23 protein-coding genes are annotated in these 24,506 nt (G+C 64.3%); 9 read left to right on the forward strand and 14 right to left on the reverse strand.

Translation table 11 applies throughout. From position 1 onward, the window contains the following. The first annotated feature begins 2 nt into the window (after positions 1 to 2). Together ACNKU3_RS12780 and ACNKU3_RS12785 are read left to right on the forward strand one after the other, a co-directional pair. Entirely contained in the window at positions 3 to 977 is a 975-nt protein-coding gene (locus ACNKU3_RS12780) for an NAD(P)H-quinone oxidoreductase (protein ID WP_418259858.1), read from the forward strand. A gap of 48 nt (positions 978 to 1,025) precedes the next feature. Continuing rightward, entirely contained in the window at positions 1,026 to 1,859 is an 834-nt protein-coding gene (locus tag ACNKU3_RS12785; protein ID WP_418259859.1) for a transglycosylase SLT domain-containing protein, read from the forward strand. 140 nt (positions 1,860 to 1,999) lie between these two features. Here ACNKU3_RS12785 and ACNKU3_RS12790 read toward each other — a convergent pair whose 3' ends face one another. From ACNKU3_RS12790 to ACNKU3_RS12805, 4 genes are all read right to left on the reverse strand, one after another. After that, positions 2,000 to 2,602, reverse strand: a complete 603-nt coding sequence (locus ACNKU3_RS12790; protein ID WP_418259860.1) for a hypothetical protein — start codon at positions 2,600 to 2,602, stop codon at positions 2,000 to 2,002. Positions 2,603 to 2,720: 118 nt separating this feature from the next. Beyond that, a complete protein-coding gene (locus tag ACNKU3_RS12795; RefSeq protein ID WP_418259861.1) occupies positions 2,721 to 4,235 on the reverse strand; it encodes a parallel beta-helix domain-containing protein in 1,515 nt (504 codons plus the stop codon). 4 nt (positions 4,236 to 4,239) lie between these two features. Beyond that, a complete protein-coding gene (locus ACNKU3_RS12800) occupies positions 4,240 to 5,409 on the reverse strand; it encodes a cytochrome-c peroxidase (protein WP_418259862.1) in 1,170 nt (389 codons plus the stop codon). A 5-nt stretch (positions 5,410 to 5,414) separates the two neighbouring features. Next, positions 5,415 to 6,044 carry a c-type cytochrome gene (locus ACNKU3_RS12805; protein WP_418259863.1) on the reverse strand — a complete coding sequence of 210 codons (630 nt, stop codon included), beginning with the start codon at positions 6,042 to 6,044 and terminating at the stop codon, positions 5,415 to 5,417. Positions 6,045 to 6,227: 183 nt separating this feature from the next. On the opposite strand from ACNKU3_RS12805, the gene ACNKU3_RS12810 reads away from it, so the two are divergent. Then, the gene (locus ACNKU3_RS12810; protein ID WP_418259864.1) at positions 6,228 to 6,623 is read left to right on the forward strand and encodes a zf-TFIIB domain-containing protein; all 396 of its coding nucleotides are present in this window, start codon (positions 6,228 to 6,230) and stop codon (positions 6,621 to 6,623) included. A gap of 93 nt (positions 6,624 to 6,716) precedes the next feature. Here the strand turns inward: ACNKU3_RS12810 and ACNKU3_RS12815 are convergent, their stop codons facing one another. Beyond that, positions 6,717 to 7,778, reverse strand: coding sequence for a DUF481 domain-containing protein (locus ACNKU3_RS12815; protein ID WP_418259865.1), 1,062 nt, complete (start codon positions 7,776 to 7,778; stop codon positions 6,717 to 6,719). A 209-nt stretch (positions 7,779 to 7,987) separates the two neighbouring features. Here ACNKU3_RS12815 and gor point away from each other — a divergent pair, with 209 nt between their 5' ends. Genes gor through ACNKU3_RS12840 form a run of 5 tightly spaced genes read left to right on the forward strand, consistent with a single transcriptional unit; the run spans position 7,988 to position 14,193 of the window. Then, positions 7,988 to 9,346, forward strand: a complete 1,359-nt coding sequence (gene gor, locus ACNKU3_RS12820) for a glutathione-disulfide reductase (protein WP_418259866.1) — start codon at positions 7,988 to 7,990, stop codon at positions 9,344 to 9,346. Positions 9,347 to 9,364: 18 nt separating this feature from the next. Next, positions 9,365 to 10,294 (forward strand): ABC transporter ATP-binding protein, encoded by a 930-nt coding sequence (locus ACNKU3_RS12825; protein WP_418259867.1) that lies wholly within the window; start codon positions 9,365 to 9,367, stop codon positions 10,292 to 10,294. Then, the gene (locus ACNKU3_RS12830; RefSeq protein WP_418259868.1) at positions 10,284 to 13,100 is read left to right on the forward strand and encodes a Gldg family protein; all 2,817 of its coding nucleotides are present in this window, start codon (positions 10,284 to 10,286) and stop codon (positions 13,098 to 13,100) included. Before ACNKU3_RS12825 ends, ACNKU3_RS12830 begins: the two co-directional genes overlap by 11 nt. Further along, a complete protein-coding gene (locus ACNKU3_RS12835; RefSeq protein WP_418259869.1) occupies positions 13,097 to 13,987 on the forward strand; it encodes a DUF4340 domain-containing protein in 891 nt (296 codons plus the stop codon). Before ACNKU3_RS12830 ends, ACNKU3_RS12835 begins: the two co-directional genes overlap by 4 nt. A 23-nt stretch (positions 13,988 to 14,010) precedes the next feature. Continuing rightward, a complete protein-coding gene (locus ACNKU3_RS12840; protein ID WP_418259870.1) occupies positions 14,011 to 14,193 on the forward strand; it encodes a hypothetical protein in 183 nt (60 codons plus the stop codon). Positions 14,194 to 14,226: 33 nt separating this feature from the next. Here the strand turns inward: ACNKU3_RS12840 and ACNKU3_RS12845 are convergent, their stop codons facing one another. Next, a complete protein-coding gene (locus ACNKU3_RS12845; RefSeq protein ID WP_418259871.1) occupies positions 14,227 to 15,219 on the reverse strand; it encodes a LysR substrate-binding domain-containing protein in 993 nt (330 codons plus the stop codon). Positions 15,220 to 15,457: 238 nt separating this feature from the next. Here ACNKU3_RS12845 and ACNKU3_RS12850 point away from each other — a divergent pair, with 238 nt between their 5' ends. Continuing rightward, entirely contained in the window at positions 15,458 to 16,039 is a 582-nt protein-coding gene (locus ACNKU3_RS12850; protein WP_418259872.1) for a hypothetical protein, read from the forward strand. On the opposite strand, the gene ACNKU3_RS12855 is transcribed toward ACNKU3_RS12850, so the two are convergent. The 8 genes from ACNKU3_RS12855 to ACNKU3_RS12890 form a co-directional block, all read right to left on the reverse strand. Further along, positions 16,036 to 17,010: a 2-hydroxyacid dehydrogenase gene (locus ACNKU3_RS12855; RefSeq protein WP_418259873.1), complete on the reverse strand. Its 975-nt coding sequence runs from the start codon at positions 17,008 to 17,010 to the stop codon at positions 16,036 to 16,038. The genes ACNKU3_RS12850 and ACNKU3_RS12855 overlap by 4 nt on opposite strands. Beyond that, complete coding sequence (locus ACNKU3_RS12860) at positions 17,007 to 17,447, reverse strand: HIT family protein (protein ID WP_418259874.1); 441 nt, start codon at positions 17,445 to 17,447, stop codon at positions 17,007 to 17,009. The genes ACNKU3_RS12855 and ACNKU3_RS12860 overlap by 4 nt, the downstream gene beginning before the upstream one ends. 51 nt (positions 17,448 to 17,498) lie before the next feature. Next, entirely contained in the window at positions 17,499 to 18,062 is a 564-nt protein-coding gene (locus tag ACNKU3_RS12865; RefSeq protein WP_418259875.1) for a UbiX family flavin prenyltransferase, read from the reverse strand. 575 nt (positions 18,063 to 18,637) lie between these two features. Continuing rightward, a complete protein-coding gene (locus ACNKU3_RS12870) occupies positions 18,638 to 20,677 on the reverse strand; it encodes a TonB-dependent receptor (protein WP_418259876.1) in 2,040 nt (679 codons plus the stop codon). 33 nt (positions 20,678 to 20,710) lie between these two features. Further along, positions 20,711 to 21,004, reverse strand: a complete 294-nt coding sequence (locus tag ACNKU3_RS12875; RefSeq protein WP_418259877.1) for a hypothetical protein — start codon at positions 21,002 to 21,004, stop codon at positions 20,711 to 20,713. A gap of 77 nt (positions 21,005 to 21,081) precedes the next feature. Further along, positions 21,082 to 21,924 (reverse strand): YbaY family lipoprotein, encoded by an 843-nt coding sequence (locus ACNKU3_RS12880; protein ID WP_418259878.1) that lies wholly within the window; start codon positions 21,922 to 21,924, stop codon positions 21,082 to 21,084. A gap of 83 nt (positions 21,925 to 22,007) precedes the next feature. Further along, the gene (locus tag ACNKU3_RS12885) at positions 22,008 to 22,880 is read right to left on the reverse strand and encodes an alpha/beta fold hydrolase (RefSeq protein WP_418259879.1); all 873 of its coding nucleotides are present in this window, start codon (positions 22,878 to 22,880) and stop codon (positions 22,008 to 22,010) included. After that, positions 22,873 to 24,435: a class I adenylate-forming enzyme family protein gene (locus tag ACNKU3_RS12890; protein WP_418259880.1), complete on the reverse strand. Its 1,563-nt coding sequence runs from the start codon at positions 24,433 to 24,435 to the stop codon at positions 22,873 to 22,875. Before ACNKU3_RS12890 ends, ACNKU3_RS12885 begins: the two co-directional genes overlap by 8 nt. Positions 24,436 to 24,506 lie beyond the last annotated feature (71 nt).

Genomic DNA, 24,506 nt, shown 5'->3' on the forward strand with positions numbered 1-24,506 from the left:
GCATGCGGCGTTACGTCGCGATCAATCCCGCGGACCAGTCGCTTTCGGTCGAGCGGGACACTGTACCGCAGCCTGCCGCTGGTGAATTGCTGATCGAGGTCTGCGCCGCCGGCCTCAACCGCGCCGACCTGTTACAGCGCGCCGGCCATTACCCGCCGCCCGAAGACGCCTCACCCATCATGGGCCTGGAGGTCTCCGGGCGCGTCGCGGCGATCGGCGCTGGCGTGGAAGGCTGGGCAGTGGGCGACCGGGTCTGCGCCCTCACCCACGGCGGCGGCTATGCCGACTGGGCCCTGGCGCCCGCCAGCCAGTCCCTGCCGGTGCCCGCGTCCATTGACCTGGAAGCCGCTGCGGGCCTGCCGGAAGCCCTGTTCACGGTCTGGCACAACCTGTTTCAGCGCGCCCGGCTGCAGGCCGGTGAACGCGTGCTCATTCATGGCGGCGCCAGCGGTATCGGCACCCTGGCGATACAGGCCTGTCGCGCCCTCGGCGCGGACGTCTACAGCACCGCCGGCAGCGCGGAGAAATGCGCTGCCCTGGAGGCCCTGGGCGCCACCCGCGCGTTCAATTACCGGGAGGAAGACTTCGAGCAGGCCCTCGCCGGGCTCGGCCTGGCGAACCGCATCGAGGTCATCCTCGACATGGTCGGCGGGGACTTCATCCAGAAGAATTTCAATGTCGCCGCCCCCGAGGCGCGCCTCGTATCCATCGCCTTCATCCGCGGCTTCAAGGCCGAGGTAAACTTTGCGCCGCTGCTGTTCAAGCGCCTGACCTTTACCGGCTCGACACTGCGTGCCCAGTCCTTCGCCCAGAAGGCCGTCATGAAGGAGGAAATTCTCCAGCACCTGTACCCTCATCTCGACAGCGGCGCCCTGCGCCCGGTCATCGACCGGGTATTCCCGCTGGAGGAAGTCGACGCGGCGCAGCAGTGGATGCAGGGCGGCACCCACACCGGCAAGATCCTGCTGCGGATGTAAGCGGCAATTGCCGCGAGCACCGTATCCCGCAAGCCCCCCGGACCGACCATGCCACACTTGATACAGGTTTTCCTGACGCTCGCGCTGTGCCTGCACATCGCTGCCTGCGACAACCACACGGCGCCTTACCCCGAGGGTATTTTCGGGCCGGGCGCCAACACCTGGGAAAACGGTGCCGACAGCTTCATGCATGACGCAGGCGACGAGGCCGCGCTGCGCGAACTCTGGCTTGCGGGCAGTCTGGAGTACGGCGAGCTGGAGCAGATCGCAAGCCGTTTCCTGGCACAGGCGGACTGGGTCACACCGACCCTGAGCAGCGAGGACTACCACCAGTTCATGGCACTGCAGCACCTGTTCATCCAGTACGGGGAAAAATACGGGGTCGATTACCAGCTCGCCGCGGCGGTCGGCTTCCAGGAATCGCGGCTCAACCAGGACGCCCGCGGTCCCGGCGGGGCGATCGGTGTCATGCAGATACTGCCCAGCACCGCGGTCGACAGCAACGTCGGCATCGCCGACATCCACCAACTGGAGGCCAACATCGAGGCCGGCATCAAGTACGTTGCCTACCTGCGCGACAGTTACTTCCCGGAACCCGAAGTGGACCGCATGAACGGTACACTGATGGCGCTGGCCGCGTACAATATCGGCCCGCACCGGATGGCCGTGATGCGCGAAAAAGCCGCAGAAATGGGTTATGACCCGAACAGCTGGTTCGACAACGTCGAGTTGCTGGTTGCGGAACAGGTCGGAAAGAACTCCGTGCAGTATGTGGCGAATATCTTCAGGTACTACCTCGCCTACCGCTTCAGCGCGCAGCAGCAGCTGTCGGAAGAACCAGGGGGCCCGCAGGCGCTATCGGGCGAAGACGGCGCCAGCTAGCCCGCCGTCCAACTGTGCCGGTGCTGGCAATCCCTCAAACGCGTGGCACCCGCCCTCACCGGGCCCCGGCGGGATACCTGATTCCCCGGGCTGGCCGGAGGCGCCTCTAACTGCGGGCGGCCCCGGCCGGCGGGTGTGGATCAGGGGGTAGCGGCTTTGGGTGCTGCCTTGGGTCGCGTGGCGGCTTTTTTCTTCGCCGGTGCTTTTCGAGCAGCTGCCTTTTTGGCGGGCGCCTTCTTCACCGGCGCCTTTTTGGCGGCCGGTTTACGCTTCGCGGCAGCTTTTTTCACCGGGGCTTTCTTACCCGCCGCCTTTTTCTTCGCCGGCGCTTTTTTCGCCACTGTGGTGCCGTAGGCCTTCTCTACCATCTTTGCCGCCTGGTCGGCCGCCTTGGTCTTGCGCTCGATCAGTATCAGGTCCGCTTTTACTGAACCGTATTGTTGCGCGGATTCATAGGCTGCAACGGCGATTTTCGCGACCGACTCCGCCAGTTCCTGCACCTGTTTAACCAGTGCATCCACCTTCTCCTGGTTGCGCGGTGTGGCCTTCGCTTTCAGCGTGGCGCGCGCCTTTTTCAGCCTGTCGTTGGCCGTGCGATGCCGTTTGCGCGCCGCCTCCAGTTCACGCTTGGCCCTGGAACTGGCCTGTTCGGTTTCCGCCACCAGCTTCTTGCGAAGCTGCTCCACTTTTTTATTGGCCTCGGCCGCCATCCGGGTAGCCTGGGCGAGTTCTTTCTCCAGCATGGGCGTGTCGCTCCGTCTGAGGTTGGGATACCGCGTTCTAAGTGTAGGCAGAAAACCGCCGCGCGAATACGACTTTTTCATCCGCGGAAAAAACCTACCGCGGCGGGGCGCAGTTTTTTCAGTTTTTCAGCGAGAGCATATAGCGTGCGGCGGCCAGCAAGGTTTCCCCGTCGAGGTGCTGCTGCGGCGGCATTTCCGGATAATCCTCGCGCTTCTTCACCGGCTGCCGGGCGTACGCGGCAATGCCCTGCGGATTGTCCATGTAGAGCGCCTGGATGATTTGCGTCGGCGGGCCGATCAGACGCACGGAGTAAGCGTGGCAGCCGGCGCAGATACCGTAGTAGGTGAGCTTGCCGATATCGACATTTTCCAGGCCGCGCGGCGGAACCGGCTGCGGCAGGGTATAGGTCGCGACCTTCGCTGTCGTGTCGAAGGCGCATTCGCCGTATTTTTCCAGTCCGATGGTGCGGTAGCGCGCCGGGTGCAGGATGCAGCCATCATCCATTCCCACGGTATCGACGATGTCGGGTCCCCGGCTTTCCAGCTGGGTTGCCAGGTAGGCGCGCACGACAGGCGCGGGATCGAGGCCGTTGTCGCGCATCAGGTTATCGAGCAGTTTGGGACGATTGGGATTGGGTTCCGATCCGGGGTCGTTGGGAATATTGGTCGCGAGGGTGAAGTCGGTAAAGATGATGCCGGCAGAATTGTTGCCGGTGACAATATTGCCCTCGATAACCACATCGTCACAGGCCATCACCAGCATGCCGGTGCCCGCGGGGACATTGGCCACAATGGATCCGGGCACAGCGAAATTTTCGTGATTGTTATCGATCACGAAATTGTTGCGGATCAACACGTCACCACAGGTCTTGATCGGCAGGCCCGGCGTGACGAAGGCGAGAATGCCGCCGGTGTTGTTATAGACGTAGTTGGCCTCCACCAGGGCGGAGCGGCTGTTCTCGATCTCGATGCCGGCAACACTCTCGAACACCCGGTTGTAGACCACGTCGACATTGTCGGACATGCCGATGTAGATGGCCGCGTCCTCAATTCCCGAAAGCACGTTGTGGGAGACAATCCCGTTCTGGCCCAGCTGGGGAAAGATGCCATAAACCCCGGTATCCACGACGATATTGTTGCGGATGATAAAGTTGTTACCGGCCTGCCCCATCACGCCGTTGCCCTTGTAGTGTGTGATATGGAAATTCTCGATGGTGGTGCCATTGCCGGAATAGAGAATTGCGTCGTTGCGCACCCCGTCCCCCTCCAGCACCGGGTAGTTGCCCTGTTCGATCACTCCGGACAGGGTGATATTGTCCTTGTCGATATACACGGTCTCGCGGTAGGTGCCGGGCATGACCTTGATCACGGCGCCCGGCGCCGCGCGATTTACCGCGTCCTGTATGGATTCACCGTCCCGCACCAGGATCACTTCGCCGCTGGTCGGTGTCGCCAGCCGGCGCACCGCGTCCTGCGCAACCGCCCCCACCGACTCGCTACCCGCGGAATTGAATTGGGCCGCCGGCGTCGAGGGCACTTTTATCACGACGGGTTCGGCGCGCTGCCGGGTGCCGAGCTGGTAGGCGCCCGCCAGCAGGGCCAGGGTGACAATCGGGACGATCAGCTTGCGCATAGTGTTATTCTCCTTGCGAACCGGCGGCGGCTTCCGGCCGATTGTGAACCGGCGGCAATCCCGAAGGCAACTGCGCGGGTACCTGCGGCATGAAACTCTGGTCGCTGAGGGCGCCGAGGAAATCCACCAGGCGATCCACTTCCTCGTCGCTGAGCCGGGGATTCCAGATATGCCAGTGAATATTCAGCTGCTCGCCAGCGGGAACGGCGTGACCGCGGCCACCGTTATAGAAAGCGACGGCCGCGCGCAGTGTGGCGAAGTTGCCCGCGTGCATGTAGGGCGCGGTGAGGGCGACATTGCGCAGGCTGGGAACCCTGAAGGCGCCGCGCAGGCTGGCGTCCCCGGTGGCGCGCTGGGCGCCCGGGTCGAGGGGAGCGCCATCGGCCTCGGGTACACCGATGACCGCCAGTTGCTGGTTGCTGAACAGGGGCGGAGTGTGGCATTCGGCACAGCGGGCCACAAACGAGCGGAACACGTTGAGTCCCTCCTTCTCGCGGTCACTGAGCGCTCCCGCGGCACCGTGGGCGTACAGGTCATAGCGGCTGTTCAGCGATATCAGCGAGGATTCAAACGCGGCGAGTGCGGTATACACAGACGCCAGTACGATCGTATCCGTGCCGGGAAACGCCGTGGCGAACAGCGCCCGGTAGGCGGCGCTGGCGCGCAGCGCTTCGAGCAGGCTGGCCGGGGTGGTCGCCATTTCCCGCGGGTCATACAGGGGCCCCTGCATCTGCGCCTCCAGGCTGTCGGCCCGGGCGTCCCAGAACAGGCGGCGCTGGAAGGCCACATTCCACAGGCTGGGCGCCGAACGCTCCAGCAGTTCACCGCCTACGCCTGCGCTGCGCGCCCGGCCATCGGCAAAGCCGAGTTGCGGCTGGTGGCAGCTGGCACAGGACAGGCTGTGGTCGGCGGACAACAGCGGGTCGAAAAAGAGGTAGCGGCCGAGATCGATCTGCTGCGGCGTGAAGCCTTCGCGCAGCGCGGGCAAGCCGCTCTTCAGGCCTCCCACACCCGCCGATTGCAGCGAGTCATACTGCCGATACAGGCTGCGCAGGAAGCAGCCCCCCCGCTCAAGCTCGAAGCCCGGGGGGCAGGTGGTGCTGAGGGTAAAACCGAAAGCGGCACTGCAGTACAGGCCTGCGGCAACCAGGGTAACGCGCAGCAACTGCCCCACAGGCGCTATTTCGCGAGGCTGCGCAGGTAGCTCACCACGTCGCGGACGGCCTGGTCATCGGGCAGGGTAGCGGCCATCGCCCGCATTTGCCGGCCGTTCAGGTCCGCCGGGGTACTGCCCCGGCTACCCTCGCGGAAGGCATGCAACTGGCTTTCCAGGTACCAGTCATCACTGCCCGCCAGGCGCGGCGAATGCAGGGCCTTGTTACCCATCGCATCGGCGCCGTGGCAGGCGCCACACAACTGCCGGTAATAGTCGCCGCCCAGCCCGCTGTCCCCGCTAACCGTCACCGGCGAGACCGGACTGTCGAGACTGGCTATGTAATCACTCACCGCGTACAGCGCCTGGTCATCCGGCAGGCTTTTCGCCATGGCCGCCATGGCCTGGGCCCGCGGGCTGTCGCTTTCCCCACCGCGCAGTCCGCTGCGGAATTTCTCCAGCTGGGTGGACAGGTAGACCGGCGCCAGGTGATTGAGTCGCGGGGCACCCTGGGCGGGGTTCCCCCCGGCGTCAGCCCCGTGGCAGCTGGCACAGACCACATAGAGGGGACGCCCCGCTTCGGCGGACTCGGCCTGCGCCGGCGCAGCCACTGCAGCGACCAGGCCTGCGGCCAGTAAAACGAGGGGATAGCGCATGCATTATTCTCCGAACTTGTATCATCCCGGGCTGCGTATAATAATTCCAAATTACGCCACACTGAAATTTCACCCACTGGCCCGGGAAGACAGATTCAGCTGTATCGGCTAGACTCGGAGCCATGGGGGCTGCTGCACCGGCAGCGCGATAACAGACTCTCCAGACATCACAGGGACCATCACATGGAATTCAACCCCGAAACTCACAGCATCCAGTGCCCCAAGTGCGGCCATGGCATGAACGAGGTCACCTACGGCGACGTGACGATTGATCGCTGTTCCCACTGCCAGGGGCTGTGGTTCGATACCGGGGAAGCGGACGCCCTGAAGGGCAAGTGGATGGGCGATGCACTGGACCTGGGCGCCTCCTCCGAAGGCCGCAAGTGGGATGCGGTAGAGGATATCTCCTGCCCGCGCTGCGGCAAGGACATGGAAAAGCGCTCCGACCCAAAACAGAAACACATCTGGTTCGAGGAGTGCCCCGACCACGGCATGTTCATGGATGCCGGCGAATTCACCGACTACAAGCACGAAACCTGGGCCGACTGGTTCCGGCGCCTGCTGCGCGGCAAGCGTTGATGCTTTGCTGGCTGTGAAAAAGGGCGACATTGTCGCCCTTTTTCGTGGCTGTCGCTAACGCCCGGGGGCAGCGCCTGCAGCCCGGCCGCCGACTTACCAGGTGTAACCGAGGCGGACCGAGTAGGTCTGGTCCAGCTCATCGACGGTGTCCGGAACACCGGAATCGTATTCCAGCAGCACTTCCGCCGCGGCCTCGAAATTCCACAGCAGCGGGAAGGCCAGGCCAAAGGTCGTATTCACCACCACGTCCGAGGTATTGTTAAGGTTCCACAGGCCGTTCTGCAGGAAGTACAGGCGCGAATCGCCGCCCAGGTAGTTGCTGGTAAAGTCGATATTCCAGGTCGCGCCGGGGTAGTCGTTGTCCGGCGCCACAATGTAATCCTCGTTGACGTAGGCCAGGCCCGCATCTGCGGAGAGGGCGAAAATCGGGTCGGTATAAAATTCCCGGCCGATGTAGGGACCGATGTAATAGCGCAGGTCCAGGTCGGCGAATTTATCCGCCTCCGCATAGGCCTGGATACCGCCGTAGGCCGGGCCGTCGAAGAAATAGTCGTATTTGCCCTGAACGGTCCAGTTATCGGCATTCTTGAGGCCATTCACCTCATCCAGTTCGCCGAAGTAACGCAGGGTGTAGCGATCCTTCTCGCTGCGCCAGACACTTTCCAGCCGGTAGTCCAGTTCGTCGGTATCGGTGTTGCCGCGCTCCATGGTGAGGGCGAAGTTCACCAGGCCTGTCCATTTATAGCCCTGGCCCAGCTCCCAGGGCTCGGGATTCACCAACAGCAGGTCTTCCAGGTCGGGGACCTCGCCGTCGGCGGCGACGCCGCTAACGACCAGTTGTTGTTGCTCGACCACCAGCGGCTGGTCCTCGATCACGGTGTCGTCCACCAGTTCCATTACCACCGGAGCCGCGGTGCGGATATCGCTGACTTTTTCCATCGGGATGGCAAGGGTGCCGGCGAAATCGGTTTCCAGTTCCAGCGCGCCGTCGCGCACACTGAGCACCTTGCCCCTGATTACCGAACCGTCAAGCATCGTCACTTCGTCGGGCGTTACCGGTATCTCGGTGGCTATTGCTTCACTTTCTGCCCGGGCACCGCCTATGCCCAGTGCCAATGCGCCTGCAAACAGCGCCGCGCCTAGAAACCTGTTCATTTGGTCACCTTGTTTTCATCATGGGGTACGCCGCGGCGGCCAGCTTCGCGGCTGCGCACAATGGTAACGGCCTGTCGCGAGGTTACAAGCCCTTCCGAAAGCCACTTGCGTGGTTCAGGGTGACGGCGCCTGCTGATAGACTAGGAAGCACCGGGGACTGTGCTCGCGCACAGGGTATCCCGGAATCATTGCACAGAGGGGAAAACCAGGTGGCTGACTTCGACTACGACCTTTTCGTCATCGGCGCGGGTTCCGGCGGTGTGCGCGCCGCGCGCATGGCGGCCGGTTTTGGCGCCCGGGTAGCCGTGGCCGAAGACCTCTACCTCGGCGGCACCTGCGTCAACGTGGGCTGCGTGCCGAAAAAGCTGTACGTCTACGCCGCGGAATTCGGCAAGGGCTTCCGCGACGCCCAGGGCTTCGGCTGGGACAGCGGCGAACCGGTTTTCGACTGGGCTACCCTGCGCGACAACAAGCAGGTGGAAATTTCCCGGCTCAACGCGATCTACCGCAATATTCTCGGCGGTGCCAACGCGCAGATCATCGACGGCCGCGCCCGCATCCTCGGGCCCAGTCGCGTGGCGGTGGACGGCCGCGAGTTCAGCGCCGGCAAAATCCTGGTCGCCACCGGTGGCTGGCCCTACATCCCGGAATTTCCCGGCAGCGAATACGCCATCACGTCCAATGAAGTCTTCGACCTGGAAGACTTTCCCCAGCGCCTTGTGGTGGTCGGCGGCGGTTATATCGCGGTCGAGTTCGCGGGAATTTTCAACGGCCTGGGCGCCGACGTGACCCAGTTGTATCGCGGGCCGCTGTTCCTGCGCGGTTTCGACCAGGACCTGCGCCAGCACGCCGCACAGGAAATCGCCAAGAGCGGCGTCGACCTGCGTTTCCAGACCCAGGTGGCGAGCCTGCGGCCCGGCATCAACGGCCTGCATGTCACGCTCGACAATGGCGATACGCTGCACGCAGATGCGGTGCTCTATGCCACCGGCCGCAAACCCAACCTGGCAGGACTGGGACTCGAAAACGTCAACGTCCGCTGCGACGACAAGGGCTATATCGCCGTGGATGCGCATTTCCAGACCAGTGAACCGACGATTTATGCCCTCGGTGACGTCACCGGCGGCATGGAGCTCACCCCGGTCGCCCTGGCCGAAGGCATGGCCTTTGCCCGGCGCGAGTTCGGCGGCCTCGACGCCAGGCCGGAATACGACTTCGTTCCCACGGCGGTGTTCTGCCAGCCCAACATCGGCACCGTCGGCTTCACCGAGGAAGCGGCGCGGGCGGAGTTTGGAGACGTCGAAATCTACAAGAGTACGTTCAAACCGATGAAGCATACGCTCTCCGGACGCGACGAGCGCAGCCTGATGAAACTCATTGTCGACAGGGCCACGGATCGGGTGGTCGGCGTGCACATGGTGGGACCGGACGCCGGCGAGATCATGCAGGGTATCGCCATCGCCCTCAAGGCGGGCGCTACCAAGGCAATCTTCGACAGCACCATCGGCATCCATCCCACCGCCGCCGAGGAGTTCGTCACCATGCGCGAACCCTGGTCAGGCAACTGAGGCTGACGCAATCCGGCAATGATTGAAGCGCGTCACCTCACCCGGCAATTCGGGCGCACCACCGCGGTATCCAACGTCTCTTTCCGGATCGAGGACCGCGAAGTGGTGGGCCTGCTCGGCCCCAATGGCGCCGGCAAGACCACCATCATGCGCATGCTCAGCGGCTACCTGGAGCCGACCACCGGCAGCATAGAGGTCGGCGGTGAAAGCCTCGGCCAGAACGCCTATTGCATCCAGCGCCAGCTCGGCTACCTGCCGGAGAACCTGCCGGTCTACCCGGAAATGATGGTCGCCGATTACCTCGACTACGCCGCCACGATCAAGGGTATCGAGCGCAGTGAACGCATGCGCAGCGTGCGCGAGGCACTGGTCGCCACCGACATGCTGGAGCATGCGCTGGACAACATCGGGCGCCTCTCCCGCGGCCAGAAACAGCGCGTCGGGGTTGCACAGGCCATCCTCGGCCGGCCCCACTACCTGATTCTCGACGAACCCACCAACGGCCTGGACCCGCGCCAGACGGAACAGATGCGCGAGCTGATCCAGCAGCTGGCCCGGCGCGCAACGATCATTGTCTCCACCCACATCATGCAGGAAGTCGAGGCCGTCTGTGACCGCGTACTGATCCTCAACAGCGGGCAGCTGGCGCTGGACCAGCCGCTGGCGCAACTGCGCAACTGCCGCGAGTTGCTCCTGCACACCGACGCCGGAACCGCGAACCTGGAGCAGTGCCTGTCCGGGCTCGAGGGTATCGAGAGCTTCTCTCACAGCGCGGGTTCCGACGGACTGCACTGGCGACTGCGGCTGCGCGCCGGGACCGATTGCGACCAGCTGGCGGGCGAGGTTTCACAGTGCGTGCTGCAGGCCGGAGCCCGGCTTTACGGGCTGAGCCCGCAGCAGGCGCACCTGGAAGACATTTTCCGCGAGGTCATCGGCGATGGACACTAGGCCCGCCGCCCGCCGGGTGGCGCGCAAGGAACTCGGCATCTTCTTCGCTTCACCCGCGGCCTGGTTGTTCCTCGGGACTTTTGCCGGCGTATCCCTGTTCGCCGTGTTCTGGGTCGAATCCTTCTTCGCCCGCAACGTGGCCGACGCCCGCCCGCTGTTCCAGTGGATGCCGCTGCTGCTGGTCTTCCTGTGCAGCGCCCTCAGTATGCGCAGCTGGAGCGAGGAGCGGCGCAGTGGCACCCTCGAACACCTGCTGGTCCAGCCCACCCCGCTGTGGCGTATCGTACTCGGCAAGTTCTACGCCTGCCTGGCCCTGCTGAGCCTGGCACTGGTGTGTACCCTGCCCCTGCCAGTGACCGTGGCGCTGGTCGCCAACCTCGACTGGGGGCCGGTGTTCGCCGGTTACCTGGCCAGTATTCTGCTGGGCGCAGCCTACCTGAGTATTGGCATGTGGGTGTCGGCGCGCACCGATAACTCCATCGTCGCCCTGATCGGCAGCGTGACACTGTGCGGGCTGTTCTACCTCGTCGGCAGCGACCTGTTCACCAATTTTTTCCCCAGCGCGCAAGCGGAACTGCTGCGCGAGCTGGGCAGCGGTTCACGCTTCGACAGCATCACCCGCGGGGTGATCGACATTCGTGACCTGTTCTATTATCTGAGCCTGTGCTGCGCCTTCCTCGGCCTCACCATCTACCGCCTGGAGCGGGAGGGCTGGGCGCGGTTTGCCACCACGCCACGCCAGCGCCACTGGCGCGTCGGCATCGTCCTGGTACTGGCCAACCTGCTGGTGGCCAACCTGTGGCTGGCAAAGGTACCGGGACTGCGCCAGGACATTACCGAGGGCCGCATCTATTCGCTCTCCGACACCAGCCGCGAACTGCTCGGGCAACTGCGCGAGCCGCTGTTGATCCGCGGCTATTTCAGCGCCCGCAACCACTCCCTGCTGGCGCCGCTGGAGCCCCAGCTGAAAGACCTGATCGAGGAATATGCGACAGCCGCCCACGGCAACGTGCGGGTGGAATTTGTCGACCCGGCCGGGAACCCGGAGCTGGAACAGGAAGCCCTGCAGCGTTTCGGCATGCACCCCACCCCGATCCAGGTTGCCGACCGGCACCAGACCTCACTGGTCAATGCCTGGTTCCATGTGCTGGTGGAGTACGCCACCGAGTTCCGGGTACTGGGATTCAGCGACCTGATAGAGGTTCGCACGGCCACCAACGGCCGACCGGAGGTTCTGCTGCGCAATCCGGAATTCGATATCACCAGCGCCATTCGCGATGTGATGCACGACTACCGCTCCGGCGGCGACCTGTTCGCCGGCATCCAGGACCCGGTCGAATTTATCGGCTATATCTCCGCCGACGGGAAACTTCCCCAACGCCTGCGCGACTATCGCGACGTGATCGAAAAAACCCTGGCCGATGCGGTGGCTGCGTCTGCCGGCAAACTGAGTTTCCGCCTGCTGCAGCCCGAGGATGGCGATGGCGCGCTGGCGCAAAAGCTCGAGCAGGACTGGGGCTTTACCCCGCTGCATGACCCCGATACGGACACCCCGTTTTTCTTCTACCTGACCCTGGCGGATTCGCGCCAGGTGGTGCGACTGCCGGGAGAGGGCTTTGACCCGGCCAATTTCCGCCTGGTGCTCGACGCCGGGTTGCGACGCTTTGCCCACGGATTCACCCGCAGCGTGGCCCTGGTCGCACCGCGCACACGTCCGGAGCTGGCGCGCCTCAATCTCGGCGGCCCCGGTTTTGCCCGGCTGCGCGAGGCCATATCCCGGGACTACACCCTGATCGAGGAAAGGCTCGACGATGGCAGCGTCAGCCCCGAGGCGGACGTGCTGGTCCTTGCAGCACCGGAAAACCTCGATGAAGTCGCCGTTTATGCCGTCGACCAGTTCCTCATGCGCGGCGGCACGGTGATCCTCGCCACGTCCCCCTGGACAGTTACCCCCGGCGAACAGGGCCTGGAGCTGCATGGGTACAACAGCGGGTTGCGGGATTGGCTGGCGCACAACGGTGTCGGGATCGGCAAGGGTCTGGTCATGGACAGCCGCCAGGCGAGATTCCCGGCCCCGGTACAGCGCGCCCAGAGTGACAGCGCCGCGGACAACCTGAAAATCATCGACTATCCGTTTTTCGTCGACGTGCGCGACGACGGACTCAGCGAGCACCCGATCAGCCGAAACCTGCCCCATGTGACCGTGGCCTGGCCCTCTCCGCTGGAAGTCCAGCACCTGCCCCAGCGCCGGGTAACTCCCCTGCTGTTCTCCAGTGCGGATGCCGGGGTCAGCCAGCAGCCGGAAGTGGCCGCGCGCGAGAACAGCAGCTGGCAGATTCCCGAACCCCGCGCCAGGCAGGTGCTGGGGGTTTCGATTCACGGGGTGTTCGACTCGGCTTTCCAGGCTCCGCCCCTCGCCCTGGCGCGGCACATCGACGGCCGCCTGCCCCAGGCCTTCGTGCGCCGCTCGCCGGAATCCGCGCGGCTGATTGTCTACCCCTCCAACGATATCTTCAGTGACCGGGTGCTCAGCGCGCTGGTGCAGGCCACCGGCACCCAGTACCTCGGGCCGATAGCCCTGTTCAGCAACACCCTCGACTGGGCGCTGCGCGACCAGCGCTTCCTGCCAATTCGCGCACGGGCGCACTTCAACCGCACGCTGCCGCCGATGACAGAAAAGATGCGCCTGGGACTGGAACTGTTCAACTACGGCGCCGCGCTGGGCTGGCTGCTGCTGCTGGCACTGCTGGGTTGGCTGTTGCGGCGTCACCGCAGGACCTGGCTGCGGCGGGAGCTGGGGCTGTGAACCGGCCCGGCATTTTCCTGCTGACGCTGTTGCTGTTCCAGCTGGGCCTGCTTGGCTGGCTGCTGCGCAGTGCGGGCAACGCGGATGGCAATACCATCCCCCTGCTGGTGCAAACCGGCACCTATGTGGTGGATACCCTGCGTATCGAAGACAGCGCGGGTGACAGCGCGATGCTCCACAAGGGCGCCAACGGCTGGATGCTGCCGCAGCTGAACGGCCTCCCCGCTGACAGCGAGCGTGTCGAAGCGCTGCTGAAAACCCTGACGGCAACCGATGCCGGCTGGGCCATCGCCCACAGCAGCGCCGCCCGGCAGCGCTTTGAAGTGGCCTCCTACCGTTTCCAGCGCAAGATCACCCTGGTCGCCCAGGGCCGGGAACTGGGCAGCGTCTATATCGGCTCCTCCCCGGGCTTTCGCCGGCTCTACGCACGCAGCGCCCACAAAAACCCGATCTACAGCATCCCGCTCAACCGCCACGAAATCCCGGCCCACGACGATGGCTGGCTACTGCCGTCGCTACTGCAGGTGCGAGCCCCGGTCGCGATCAGTTCCGACGGTTACAGCCTGCGGCACAGCAATGGCCAGTGGCTGGACGGCAACGGGAACCGGGTAGCGGAGGAGCAGATCGAGGCACTGCAACACGCCCTGCGGGACCTGCGTGCAGAGGGGCTGGCGCCGCAACAGCTCGCCGACAGCCTGCAACCCGCCCAGGCGGAACTGATTCTCGGCATCGAATCCCTGGGCGGCAACTTCACCCTGGAGTTCTACCTGCACGAGGGGCAGCACTACCTGCGCAGCAGTCGCTACCCCTTCCTGTTCCGTTTGCCCGGTTTTATCTACGAGCGGATCCGTGGACTCGACAGCCTGATCCTCACAGGCGCAGAATAGGGCCAAACACAGGAGAAGCAGCGATGCGATTACTGGGCATGATTCTCGCCCTCGGTGCAATCGGCTGGTTGCTGTATACCGCCGCCGGCGGCGAGGATGCCGAGACCGCCATTCCGGAAGGTTACCAGCAGTCGCTGGAAAAGGCGCAGGGCGTACAGGACATTGTCAACCAGGCCGGCGTCCTGAAGGAAGAGGATACCTACTAGTAGTAGCGGGTAGGTGCGGGTAGTAGCTGGCGCTCAGGAGATTGCGTGCAGTTGCGCGGCATTCTCCGCCACCTCCCCGGGGCCGTTGAGATGCTTCATCAGCAGCCCGCGCATCCACTGGTGGGGGGCGCTGCGCGAGGTCCGGGTGTGCCGCATCAGGGACATTTTGCCGCGGTTGCTGCTGTGGGTATTGCGAATCATGCGCTGCAGTTCCATGGGCAATTCGCGGCCGGTAATCAGCTCGCTGTACAGGCCCGAGGCTTCGAATCCCGCATTCGCCACCAGCAGGCTGTCCGTCCGCGCCAGCACCCCGACCGCCGAGGCAAACTGGGTGGTTTCCAGGGCGATGGTGCGGTGCACGCCGTACTGTCCGAGCACATCGTCCACCATAGAGGTGTTTTCACGGGTTAGCCGGGGCAGGTACAGGCGCAGGTGCGGGTAGTCGAGAAAGTCCTGCAGGCCGATCGCCCCCTTTTCCGCCAGGGGATGATCCCGGCGCATGTAGCAACGCGGTGCCAGTGTGGTTATGGGTTCCGCGTGAATATCGCGGCAGGTTTCCAGCGCCACGAACGCGGCAAAATCCACTTCGCCCTTTTTCAGCATCTCCTGGTAGTCGGGCGTGATCTCCGCGGCGATAACCTGCACATTGGGGGCGCTCACGTACAATTCCGCGATCAGGCCGGGCAGCAGAGCTTCACAGAGAATGGGCGGTAGCAGTAGTTTGAAGGTACCGGAATAGGTGGCGGGGTCAAAATCTGCATCACCCAGCACCCGCTCCACAGTCTCCAGCAGCCGGGGCAGTTCCAGCGCCAGTTCCTCGGCCCGCGGGGTGGGCACCAGGCCGTGGGCAGTGCGGGTAAAAAGCTCATCCTCGAAGGCGTCGCGCAGTTTCTGCAAGGTCTTGCTCAGCGCGGGCTGGCTCACCGCAAGACGCTCCGCAGCCCGCGTCACGTTGCGTTCCTCGAGCAGAATCTGCAGTGCGACCAGCAGGTTCAGATCGGTACGAATCAGTTTCTTCGAGATCATTCACTTCCCCCGGAAACAGCGATAACCGCCTGTTGTAGTCGGATGCTAGCAAAGACTAGTCAAATACCGGAACAAAAACTGCCCTTTTTGCCAGTTAGTGGCCGCGATCCGCATCGATCTGCGAGTATGAGGCCGTTAAAATGTCGCCGCCGGAAACTCCGCGCCCTCGATACATGGCCGGAAGTCCCCTGCCCTGCTACCCTTTGATTCATCGCAATATCACTTGCCGAGGCATAATATGCGCAAACTTTCCGCCTTTTTCACCCCCTGGCTCTTGCTCCTGCTGACCGCCTGCAGCGGTATCGAGACCCAGCCCGCCGACACGGCGACGTTTGCCGCAGGTTCCTACAAGTACTACAAGTGGCGCAATGAGCCCCTGCGCAATACCAGTAATTCAGGCGATTCCTTCTACCTGGTAGACCGCATCCTGCGCGAGGAAGTTGACGCGGCGCTGGCGGAAAAGGGCTACCTGCTGGATCCGGCGCGCGCGCAATTCAGCGTGGGTTACGTGCAGGGCCCCGGATTTCTCGAAGGCGTGAGCAGCCAGGACGCCTGGGGCGGTATCGACCCGATCCCTTCGGCCCGCCCCAACCGGCAGGTCAACCAGGCGATGGTCGATAACGCCAATGCCCTCTCGGGCGTGCATGAAACCCAGAACATCGCGCTGCAACTGGACGACACCGCCACCCAGACCGAAGTCTGGCATGTCCTGATAACCAAGATCGTGGAAAACGCCAACGAAACCGACGTGAAAAAGCTGACTGACGTCATCCACCAGGGCATTCGCGAGGGCCTGAAAACCCTGCCCGATGCCGACTAGTCCCGGTAGACCCCGGGGTTGGCGCAGTGCGGCATGCGCTGCCCGGCCAGCGCCGCCAGCGCATTAGCCACGGCCATATCCGCCATCCGCGCGCGGGTCTTCAGGGTGGCGCTGCCAATGTGCGGCGCCAGCACGACATTCGGCGCCATCAGCAGGGGATTGTCAGCGTCCACCGGCTCGCGCTCGTAGACATCGATCCCCGCCGCCGCCAGCCGGCCGTCCGCCAGCGCCGCCGCCAGCGCGGCTTCATCCAGCACGCCCCCGCGTGCCGTGTTCACCACGATCGCCCCGGGTTTCATGCGCGCGATTCTCGCCGCGTTCAGCAGGTGGTGGGTATCCGCGGTCAGGGCCACGTGCAGGGAGACAAAATCACTCAGACCGAGCAGTTCGTCGAGATCGACCATCTCCACCCCCGGGACCTCGCGCGGCGTGCGATTCCAGGCCAGCACCCGCATACCGAAACCCTGTGCCCGCCGCGCCACCGCCTGGCCGATCTCGCCCAGTCCGACCAGGCCGAGGGTCGCCCCGCCGACGTCCGTGCCGACGAAGAATTCCGGCGCCCAGGCCTGCTGTGGGGACCACCTGCCAGCGCGCACGAAAGCATCGGCTTCCGCCACCCGGCGCGCCGCTGCCAGCATCAGTGCAAAGGCGGTATCCGCCGTGGTTTCCACCAGCACACCCGGCGTGTGGCCCAGGGGAATTCCGCGCGCGGTGAGGGCGGCCACGTCGACATGATCGACGCCCACCGACATACTGGAGACGAATTCCAGCTGGCGCATGGACTCAATGAAGCCCGCATCAATCCGGTCCGTGAGCAGGCAGATCAGGCCCCGGCAGCCGCTGGCGGCCTCGCGCAGAGCAGCGGGCCCGATCAGGCCCGGTCCCGGCCAGACCTCGAATTCACAGTGCTCACCGAGGTGACGGAAGCCTTCGCCGGGCAGCGTGTGGCTGACGAATATGCGCCGGCTCATCCCGCCCGGTCCGGCAGCGCAGCGGCCTGCAGCCCGGCCATGCGCACCAGCAGTTCCTGCCACTCGCCGAGGGTTGTCAGGGAGTAGTCCTCCCCCGGCGGCAGGTTGCCCCAGATGGGCTGCGGCCAACAGGGGTCGTCCTGGGCACGGCCGACGATGTGCAAATGCATCTGCGGCACCTGGTTGCCGAGGCCGGCAAAATTGACCTTGGCATAGCCGAGCGCCGACTTGACCAGATCGGAGAGCGCCGCGCAGTCAGCCAGTACCGCGTTGCGGTGGTCCTCCGGCAGGTCGAGAAAATCCGTCAGCCGGGTTTCCGGCACGAGGATCAGCCAGGGCAGGCTGGCGTTGCGGTGCAACAGTACAGCCCCCGTCGGCATCTGCCCGAGGTAGTGGGCATCCGCCAGCAGCTGGGGATGAATATCAGACTTGTCCATTGCCATGCTCCATGGTGAACGCCGGGGCTACCTGTTACTTTAGTCCGGCTATCAGTGTCCCTGCCAGCGCTGCACCCGGTCGACCGTGATGCCAAACAACTCGAGGGTCCGCCCCACGGTCTGGGTAACCAGCGCATCGATGGAGTCCGGACGCGTATAGAAGGCCGGCACCGGCGGCGCGATCACCGCGCCCATTTCAGAGAGCTGGGTCATGCTGCGCAGGTGCCCGGTGTGCAGGGGCGTCTCCCGCACCATCAGCACCAGCCGGCGGCGCTCCTTGAGCACGACATCCGCCGCCCGGGTCAGCAGGGTCGAGGTCACGCCGGTGGCGATCTCCGACATGCTGCGGATGGAACAGGGCGCCACCAGCATGCCCAAGGTGGGGAAGGAGCCGCTGGCGATGGTGGCGCCTACATCCTTGATCGGGTGAAACTCGCTGGCCAGTGACTTGAGGGCACCCAGCGGCATATCCAGCTCGTGGTGCAGGGTCAGCTCGGCGGACTTGCTCATCACCAGGTGGGTTTCCACGCCCAGTTCGCGCAGGATTTCCAGGGCGCGCACGCCGTAGATAATGCCGGAGGCGCCGCTGATGCCGACAATGATTCGCTGCTGCATTGGATGGTGCTGTCCGGGTGGTATGTGTGGTGGACTCTAGCAAAAATATGGCGGGATCGCTTGAAATTACGCTGTTGTCTATTGTGCCGTACTCAAGCTATTCCGTTGATCTCGTGCCCTTGGTTGGCGGGTCCACAAGCTCTGGAGTACTAGCGCCGAGCGCGATCCGGCATATCCCCGCTGGAACACGCCAAAAAGTGCACGTCCGTGTGCAGGCTCGGGTGGCGACGTCCTGTCGCCACACGGTTCCAGCGGGGATATGCCGGCTCACACTCTACCTGTGGCGCAGAATTCGAAGAACGGCACTGCGTAGAACGAAGAGTAAAACCAGAGTAATTGTATTTACTCGTACCAAAAGGCTGGAGGTTTATTTCTGGAACGAAGGAACAGAATTCTGAGTTCGCTGCATACGAGAGACTCAGTTCCGTACTGCCCCCACGGTGAGTTAAAGCGCTCTCGAGCCGTGGGGGCAGTACGGAACTGAGGCTCCATCGAGCACGCAAAAGCACGACAAAAAAGCCGGGTTGCCTCGAAAAAACAGGGCAGACCCGGCACTCGAACCTCTCACATGGCGCCTAGAAACGCAGGCGCAAACCGGCCTCCACTCCGCGTCCAGCCTCGGGTGCCACCTCTCGCAGGAAGGAGGTACTGAGGCGGATCTCCTCGTCGGTGAGGTTGTTCAGCGTGGCGAACAGCAGCAGTTCCGTTTCACCCAGGGGCAGGGCGTACTCCGCGCCGAGGTCCCAGCGCGTGTAACCCGCGGTGGGCAGCTCGTTGGCGCCGGGACGGTCCTGGTCCGCGGCGTCGAGCACCTGGCCCCAGACGCTGAGGGCATCGCCGGTCCAGGACAGGCGCGCGCCGAGGCGCAGCGGCGGCAGGCGCGGTACGTCACCGCCACCGTCGAGGCTGCCGCGGACCGAGTCACCGAACAGTCGCAGCCGCACCTCGCCGGCGCTGGTCTGGACGAGGGAAAACTCGCTGTCGACCTCGACGCCATAGAATTCGGCATCGCGGTGGGCGTAGAGGTACACCGGCACCCCGTCCCACTCCTCGCCGCTGGCGAACAGGCCGATATAGTCGCTGAAATCGTTGTAATACAGGCTCAGCGTGGCAAAGTGCCCCTCCTGCTGCCACTCCAGGGAGAGGTCGATGTTGTTGGACACCTCGGTATCGAGCTTATCGTCGCCGATCTCGATGGCGTTGGTGGCGGCGTGGACCACCCACTGCGCGGGACTGCTGGCGCTGGTATTGGAATAGAGTTCCTCGATGGCCGGCGCCCGCTCCGCCCGCGACAGCGATGAGCCAACCTGCCACGCGGGCGATAGCTGCCAGAGGGCCGAAGCGGACGCGCTGAAGGCGGTGAACTCACGGCTTTTCGACGGCCCCTCCGGATCGCGCGAATCGCGGTCGAGGCGCAGCCCGAACTCGAACAGCCAGTCGCCCACGTGGTAGTCCTCGAGCAGGAACAGGCCGCTGTCGTCGCGCTCGGTGGGCGGGATGAAAGCCTCCGTGCCGATGGCGCTGAAGTCACCGGAGACTGCCTGCAGCCCGACAACCCCGTGCAGCGGCCCCAGGGGCTGGTGCACCAGTTCCAGCCGGCCCTCCCAGCTGTCGTTGACATAGCGGGTACCCACCGCGCCGTCGTCTTCCACTTCCGCGTGCTCGTACTCGGTGCGGGTGAGGAAAGCGCTCAGTACTTCGACGCCGGGCAGCGGTTCGTGCAGGTGCAGCGCCGCGTCGTAGCGGGTCTGCTCCATTTCAATGGTCACGCCACCCTCCTCCAACTCATTCACTTCTTCGGCGTCGTGATCTTCCTCGTGGGCGTGATCGTGACCGGCAAGGGGGATGCCGTAATTGTTGTCCAGCCGGTTGACGGCGAGGCCGAAAAAGCCCGCGTCGAAGTGATAGCTGCCACCCAGTGTCAGGCTGCGGCTATCACCGGCGGTATTCTCCAGAGTGCCCAGGCTGTGCTCGTCGAGGTCCTCGTCGGGCGTCGCTTCCGGGCTGCCCGGAATATCCAGGTCGGACCAGTCACTGGCGAAGCCGTCGACATGCAGGGCGAGGGGACCCAGCGCGGTTTCCGCGCGAGCGACCACAACATCCCTGTCCGAGGCGTTGTCGTGGCGGTATTCCACCCCCCCTTCGGGTGCATCGGGCAGGGCGGTGGGGATGCGGTTGTCCAGCACATTGACCACACCGCCAATGGCACCGCCGCCGTAGAGCAGCGTCGCCGGCCCGCGCAGTACTTCGATGCTGTTGGCCAGCAGTGGCTCGAGGGCTACCGCGTGGTCCGCGCTGATAGCCGAGGCGTCGGCGCTACTGGTGCCATTTTGCAGCACCCGCACCCGGGCGCCCTGCTGGCCGCGCACCACCGGCTGGCCGACACCGGGTCCGAAGGAGGCGCTGGCGAGGCCGGGGTTGCCGTCGAGGGTGGCACCGAGGCTGCTGGCCACTGTCCGGTGCAATTCGTCACCGGAAAGCACGGTAACCGGCAGCGCGGTTTCGGCAGATTTCTTGTGCAGTGGTACGGATACCAATACGTGTTCCATCGGCAACTGCTCTGCAGCCGCCTGCGCCGCGAACAGGGCCGCGGCGATCGGGGTAAAACGCTTCATGTCTGTCTCCAGTCGAAATCAAGAAGGATTGCGTCAGGAGAAGTGCGGTGGCCCCCGGGCGAGGAAACCGATGCGGGGAACGGATTCAAAGGAAGGGCTGGCGTGCCGGAGTGGCGGTAACAGGCCAAATTGCGGCAGGCTGGAGGAAGAGCTCGTGTTGACCGCGAGGCCGGTGGTGCTCTTGCAAACCAGGCAGTGGGAAGCGGTGTCGGCGTCGCTGTGCCAGTGATCGAGTTCATGCAGTTGCAATCCGGCGACGCACAGCAACGCCGCCAGGGCGAGCAGGCGCGCAAATCGGAAGCGGTGCAGGGGCAGCAGGGAACGCATGATTTCGGGAGTCAACTCAGTAGCGCGGTATTATAGCGGGCAGGCGCTGCGCCGCACTACCCTCTGCGGTGTCCCTGTCACTCCATTTTGAAAGTGGCGACGACCTCTTCGCCGGACAACAGGTCCATGGTGTTGCCGTCCATGCGGTAGGCATCCACGCCTGCAAGCATTTTCAGGTAGGCCTGTTCCGTCTCCATGCCGGAAACGCAGGCCATCATGGTGCTGGCCATCTCGCCAAAGCGGATCGGGGTGCCGTGTTCGGACTCGCCCTCGGAACTGAACTGGCCGTGGTAGCGGTTACAGCCACTGAAGCCGGCGACCGACTTGTCCTGCTGGTTCAGTTGCAGGTTGACAGGTCGTTCACCTGCACCCAGCGGGGCCGGTTCACCACCCAGGGTTTCCAGCACCCAGGCCGGGTCGTCACCAGTGGCGGCGGGGCTTTCACCGGCAGCTGCCGCGGGCGCAGCGGCGGCGGGTCGCGGCGGCGGTTCCGCCACACGCCGCACCAGGATTTTCAGCGGTCCCTCGGCAAAGGGATCGATGTATTCTGTGGTGGTAAACATGAGCTTGCCACCCACGGAAACCGTTGCGCGCAGGGCGTAGCGCATACGGCTGTCTATAGCAGCGGGATCGTAACTGATACTGAAGGGCCAGGGTGGGCCGGACTCCGGCTTGAAAATCACGGTTTCCATCACTGACGCGGGCGCATCGGCGCGGGAAATATCCTGCAGCTGAACCTCGACCTCGGCGCCGGGCGGCAACAGCATGCGCTCGCGGTAGTAGACCTCGCCTTCGATGAGCGCCGTATCCGCCTGCCCTGTCGCCATGCCCGCCTTGCCTTCATCATTGCCGCAGCCCGCGACGCTCACCAAAAGGCCCGCACCCAGGAGGGTCAGCCAACTGCGCAAAATCGATTTCATAACTGTTTTCTTGCCCCGTTCCGACAGCCCTAACTATAGAACAGATTGCCTCCGGCAAGTAGTTATCGGCCTGCGTCCGCCGGTCACGGATCGAGAGACGCGAGGAAAGTATCGATGGCTGCGCGTGCCGCGGGCTCGTCCAGGGTCGGCGCATGGCCGCGGTTGGACAATTCGGCGTATTGCAGGTCGGGCTTCCTGCGCTGCATCGTCGCCACGCAGGAGGCCGCGAGGATATCCGAAAGCGCCCCGCGCACCACCAGCATGGGGTGCGCCGCGGCTGCGTCGAACACCGGCCAGAGGTCTGCGGGTATGGCGGCGCCATCGTCGGCATCAACCGGCTGGGCGATTGCCTGGTCGTAGGCCAGAACCGGCACCCCGTGCTCTTCGCGATAGACCGCGCGGGCGAAATGCAGCCAGTCGGCATCGGTGAAATCCGGAAATGCCTCGCCATTGATCCCCCGCGACTGGGCGACGGCCCCGGCCCAGTCGATCACCGGCTGCGCCTTGCCCACATAGTTCTTGATCCGTTCCAGCCCGCGGGGATCGATCTCCGGCCCGATGTCGTTGAGGATGATCGCGCGCACCCGCGCGGGTGCCATCGCCGTCATCAAAAGCGCCATCAGCCCGCCCATGGAAGTACCGCAAAGCACAGCCTGCGGCACATCGAGCTGGTCCAGCAGGTGCAGCATGTCGCGGGCATAGGTCAGGGGCGTGTAGTTGGCCGGGTTGCTGTCGTACTCGGAGCGCCCCCTGCCGCGCACGTCCACCGCCACCACCCGGTAGCGCTGGCTCAGGTGCGGGGCCAGCCCGGCAAAATCCGCGGAATTGCGGGTCAGGCCGTGCATACACAGGACCAGCCCGGGTTGCGCCACTGCGGGGTCGGCACAGGGATAGTCCCTGGCGTAGAGTTTCAGCCCGTCCTCACTGTGGTACCAGATATCGCTATATTCACTCATAGTGCCGGTCTCCGAAGGTCTGGCGCAGCTCGCGCTTGAGTATTTTGCCATTGGGGTTGCGCGGCAGTTCGTCGACGAAAATCACCTCGGCGATGCGCTGCTGCTTGCCCACCCTGCCGTTGGTCCACTCGCGGATAGCACCGTGGTCCGCGCCGGATTCCGCCACCGGCACCACCAGCGCCACCGGGGTCTCACCCCAGCGCCTGCTGGGCAGGCCGATCACCGCGGCATCATCCACCTCGGGGTGTTGCACCAGCACCGCTTCAATGTCCTGGGGATACACATTCTGTCCCCCCGAGAGAATCATGTCCTTCTTGCGGTCCACAATGTAGAAATAGCCGTCACTGTCGTAGTAGCCGATGTCGCCGCTGCGCAGCCACTGTTTCCCTTCACTGTCGACGAACATCGCCTGTGCGGTAACGTCCTCCCGTCCCCAGTAACAGGGCATGGCGATACGCGCGCGGGAGACGATCTCGCCCGGCTGGTCGGGACCCAGTATGCGATCCTCGTCATCGATAATGCAGATGTCGGTTCCCAGCAGCGGCCGACCGACACTCGACCAGCGGCCCTGCGCTTCCTCCGGTTCCAACGTGGTGATGATCCCCTCGGTCAGTCCGTAGAGCTCGATCACCCCGCAACTGAACTGCTCGAAAATTTCCTGTTTCAAGCCCTCGTGCAGCGGCGAGCCGCAGCTCATCATCGCCTGCATGCTGCTGACATCGCCGCCTGCCGATTTCAGGGCCTCGATCACCCGCTGGTACTGGATCGGCACCATGGCGATATGGCTGATGCGCTCCCGCTCGATCTGCCGCAGGGTATCCGCGGGATCGAAGCTGCGGCAGACCACGGCGGTGCCACCCGCCAGCAGCGTGCAGAGCATGCCCACCCAGGAAATGTTGGAATACAGGCCGATGGTAAACAGGCTGCGCGCACTGCCGTGGTAGCGCAGCGCAATCGCCAGGTCCATCGCCCAGGCCAGGCGGCCCTGGTGGGTATGGAGAATACCCTTGGGCAGGCCCGTGGTGCCGGAACTGTAGATGATGTTCAAGGGCGCATCCGGCGCGATGGCTATGCCGGGGAAAGCTGCAGGCTGCCCCTTGCAAACCTCCTCCAGGCTGAGCCAGCCGGAGCTGCCCGGGGACGCGGCAACGATGCGCAGGGCCAGTTGCGCCGGCAATCCCCCGTCGAGGTTGTCCAGCCGCGCCCGCTGGTCCTCGCTGGCGATCAGCGCGCTGGCGCCGGCGTCAGCAAGCATGCCGACCAGGGCCTCGTCGCTGACCGAGAGGTTGATCGGCACCGAGCAGGCGCCGGCGGCCATCACGCCGCACAGCGCCTGGACCATCTCCAGGCTGTTGGACATGACCACCGCCACACGCTCGCCGGGCTTGATGCCACGGGCCACCAGCCCATGCGCCAACTGGTGGCTGGCGGCGCAGAATTCCGCCCAGGTCCAGCGCCGGTTATCGCAGATGACCGCCTCCTTGCTGCCGCGCCACTTGCCGTGCAAGGCCAGGATCTCCGGCAGGAGCGGGGAAATTGATTCGAACTTGTCCACTGGGTAGTTTCTCTTCTCGTAGCCGTGCGTGCCGATGCCACTAGCGCCAGGCAGTCTAAACCGGGAAAAAA

The organism is Haliea sp. E17 (assembly GCF_048323675.1).
Lineage (GTDB): Bacteria > Pseudomonadota > Gammaproteobacteria > Pseudomonadales > Halieaceae > Mangrovimicrobium.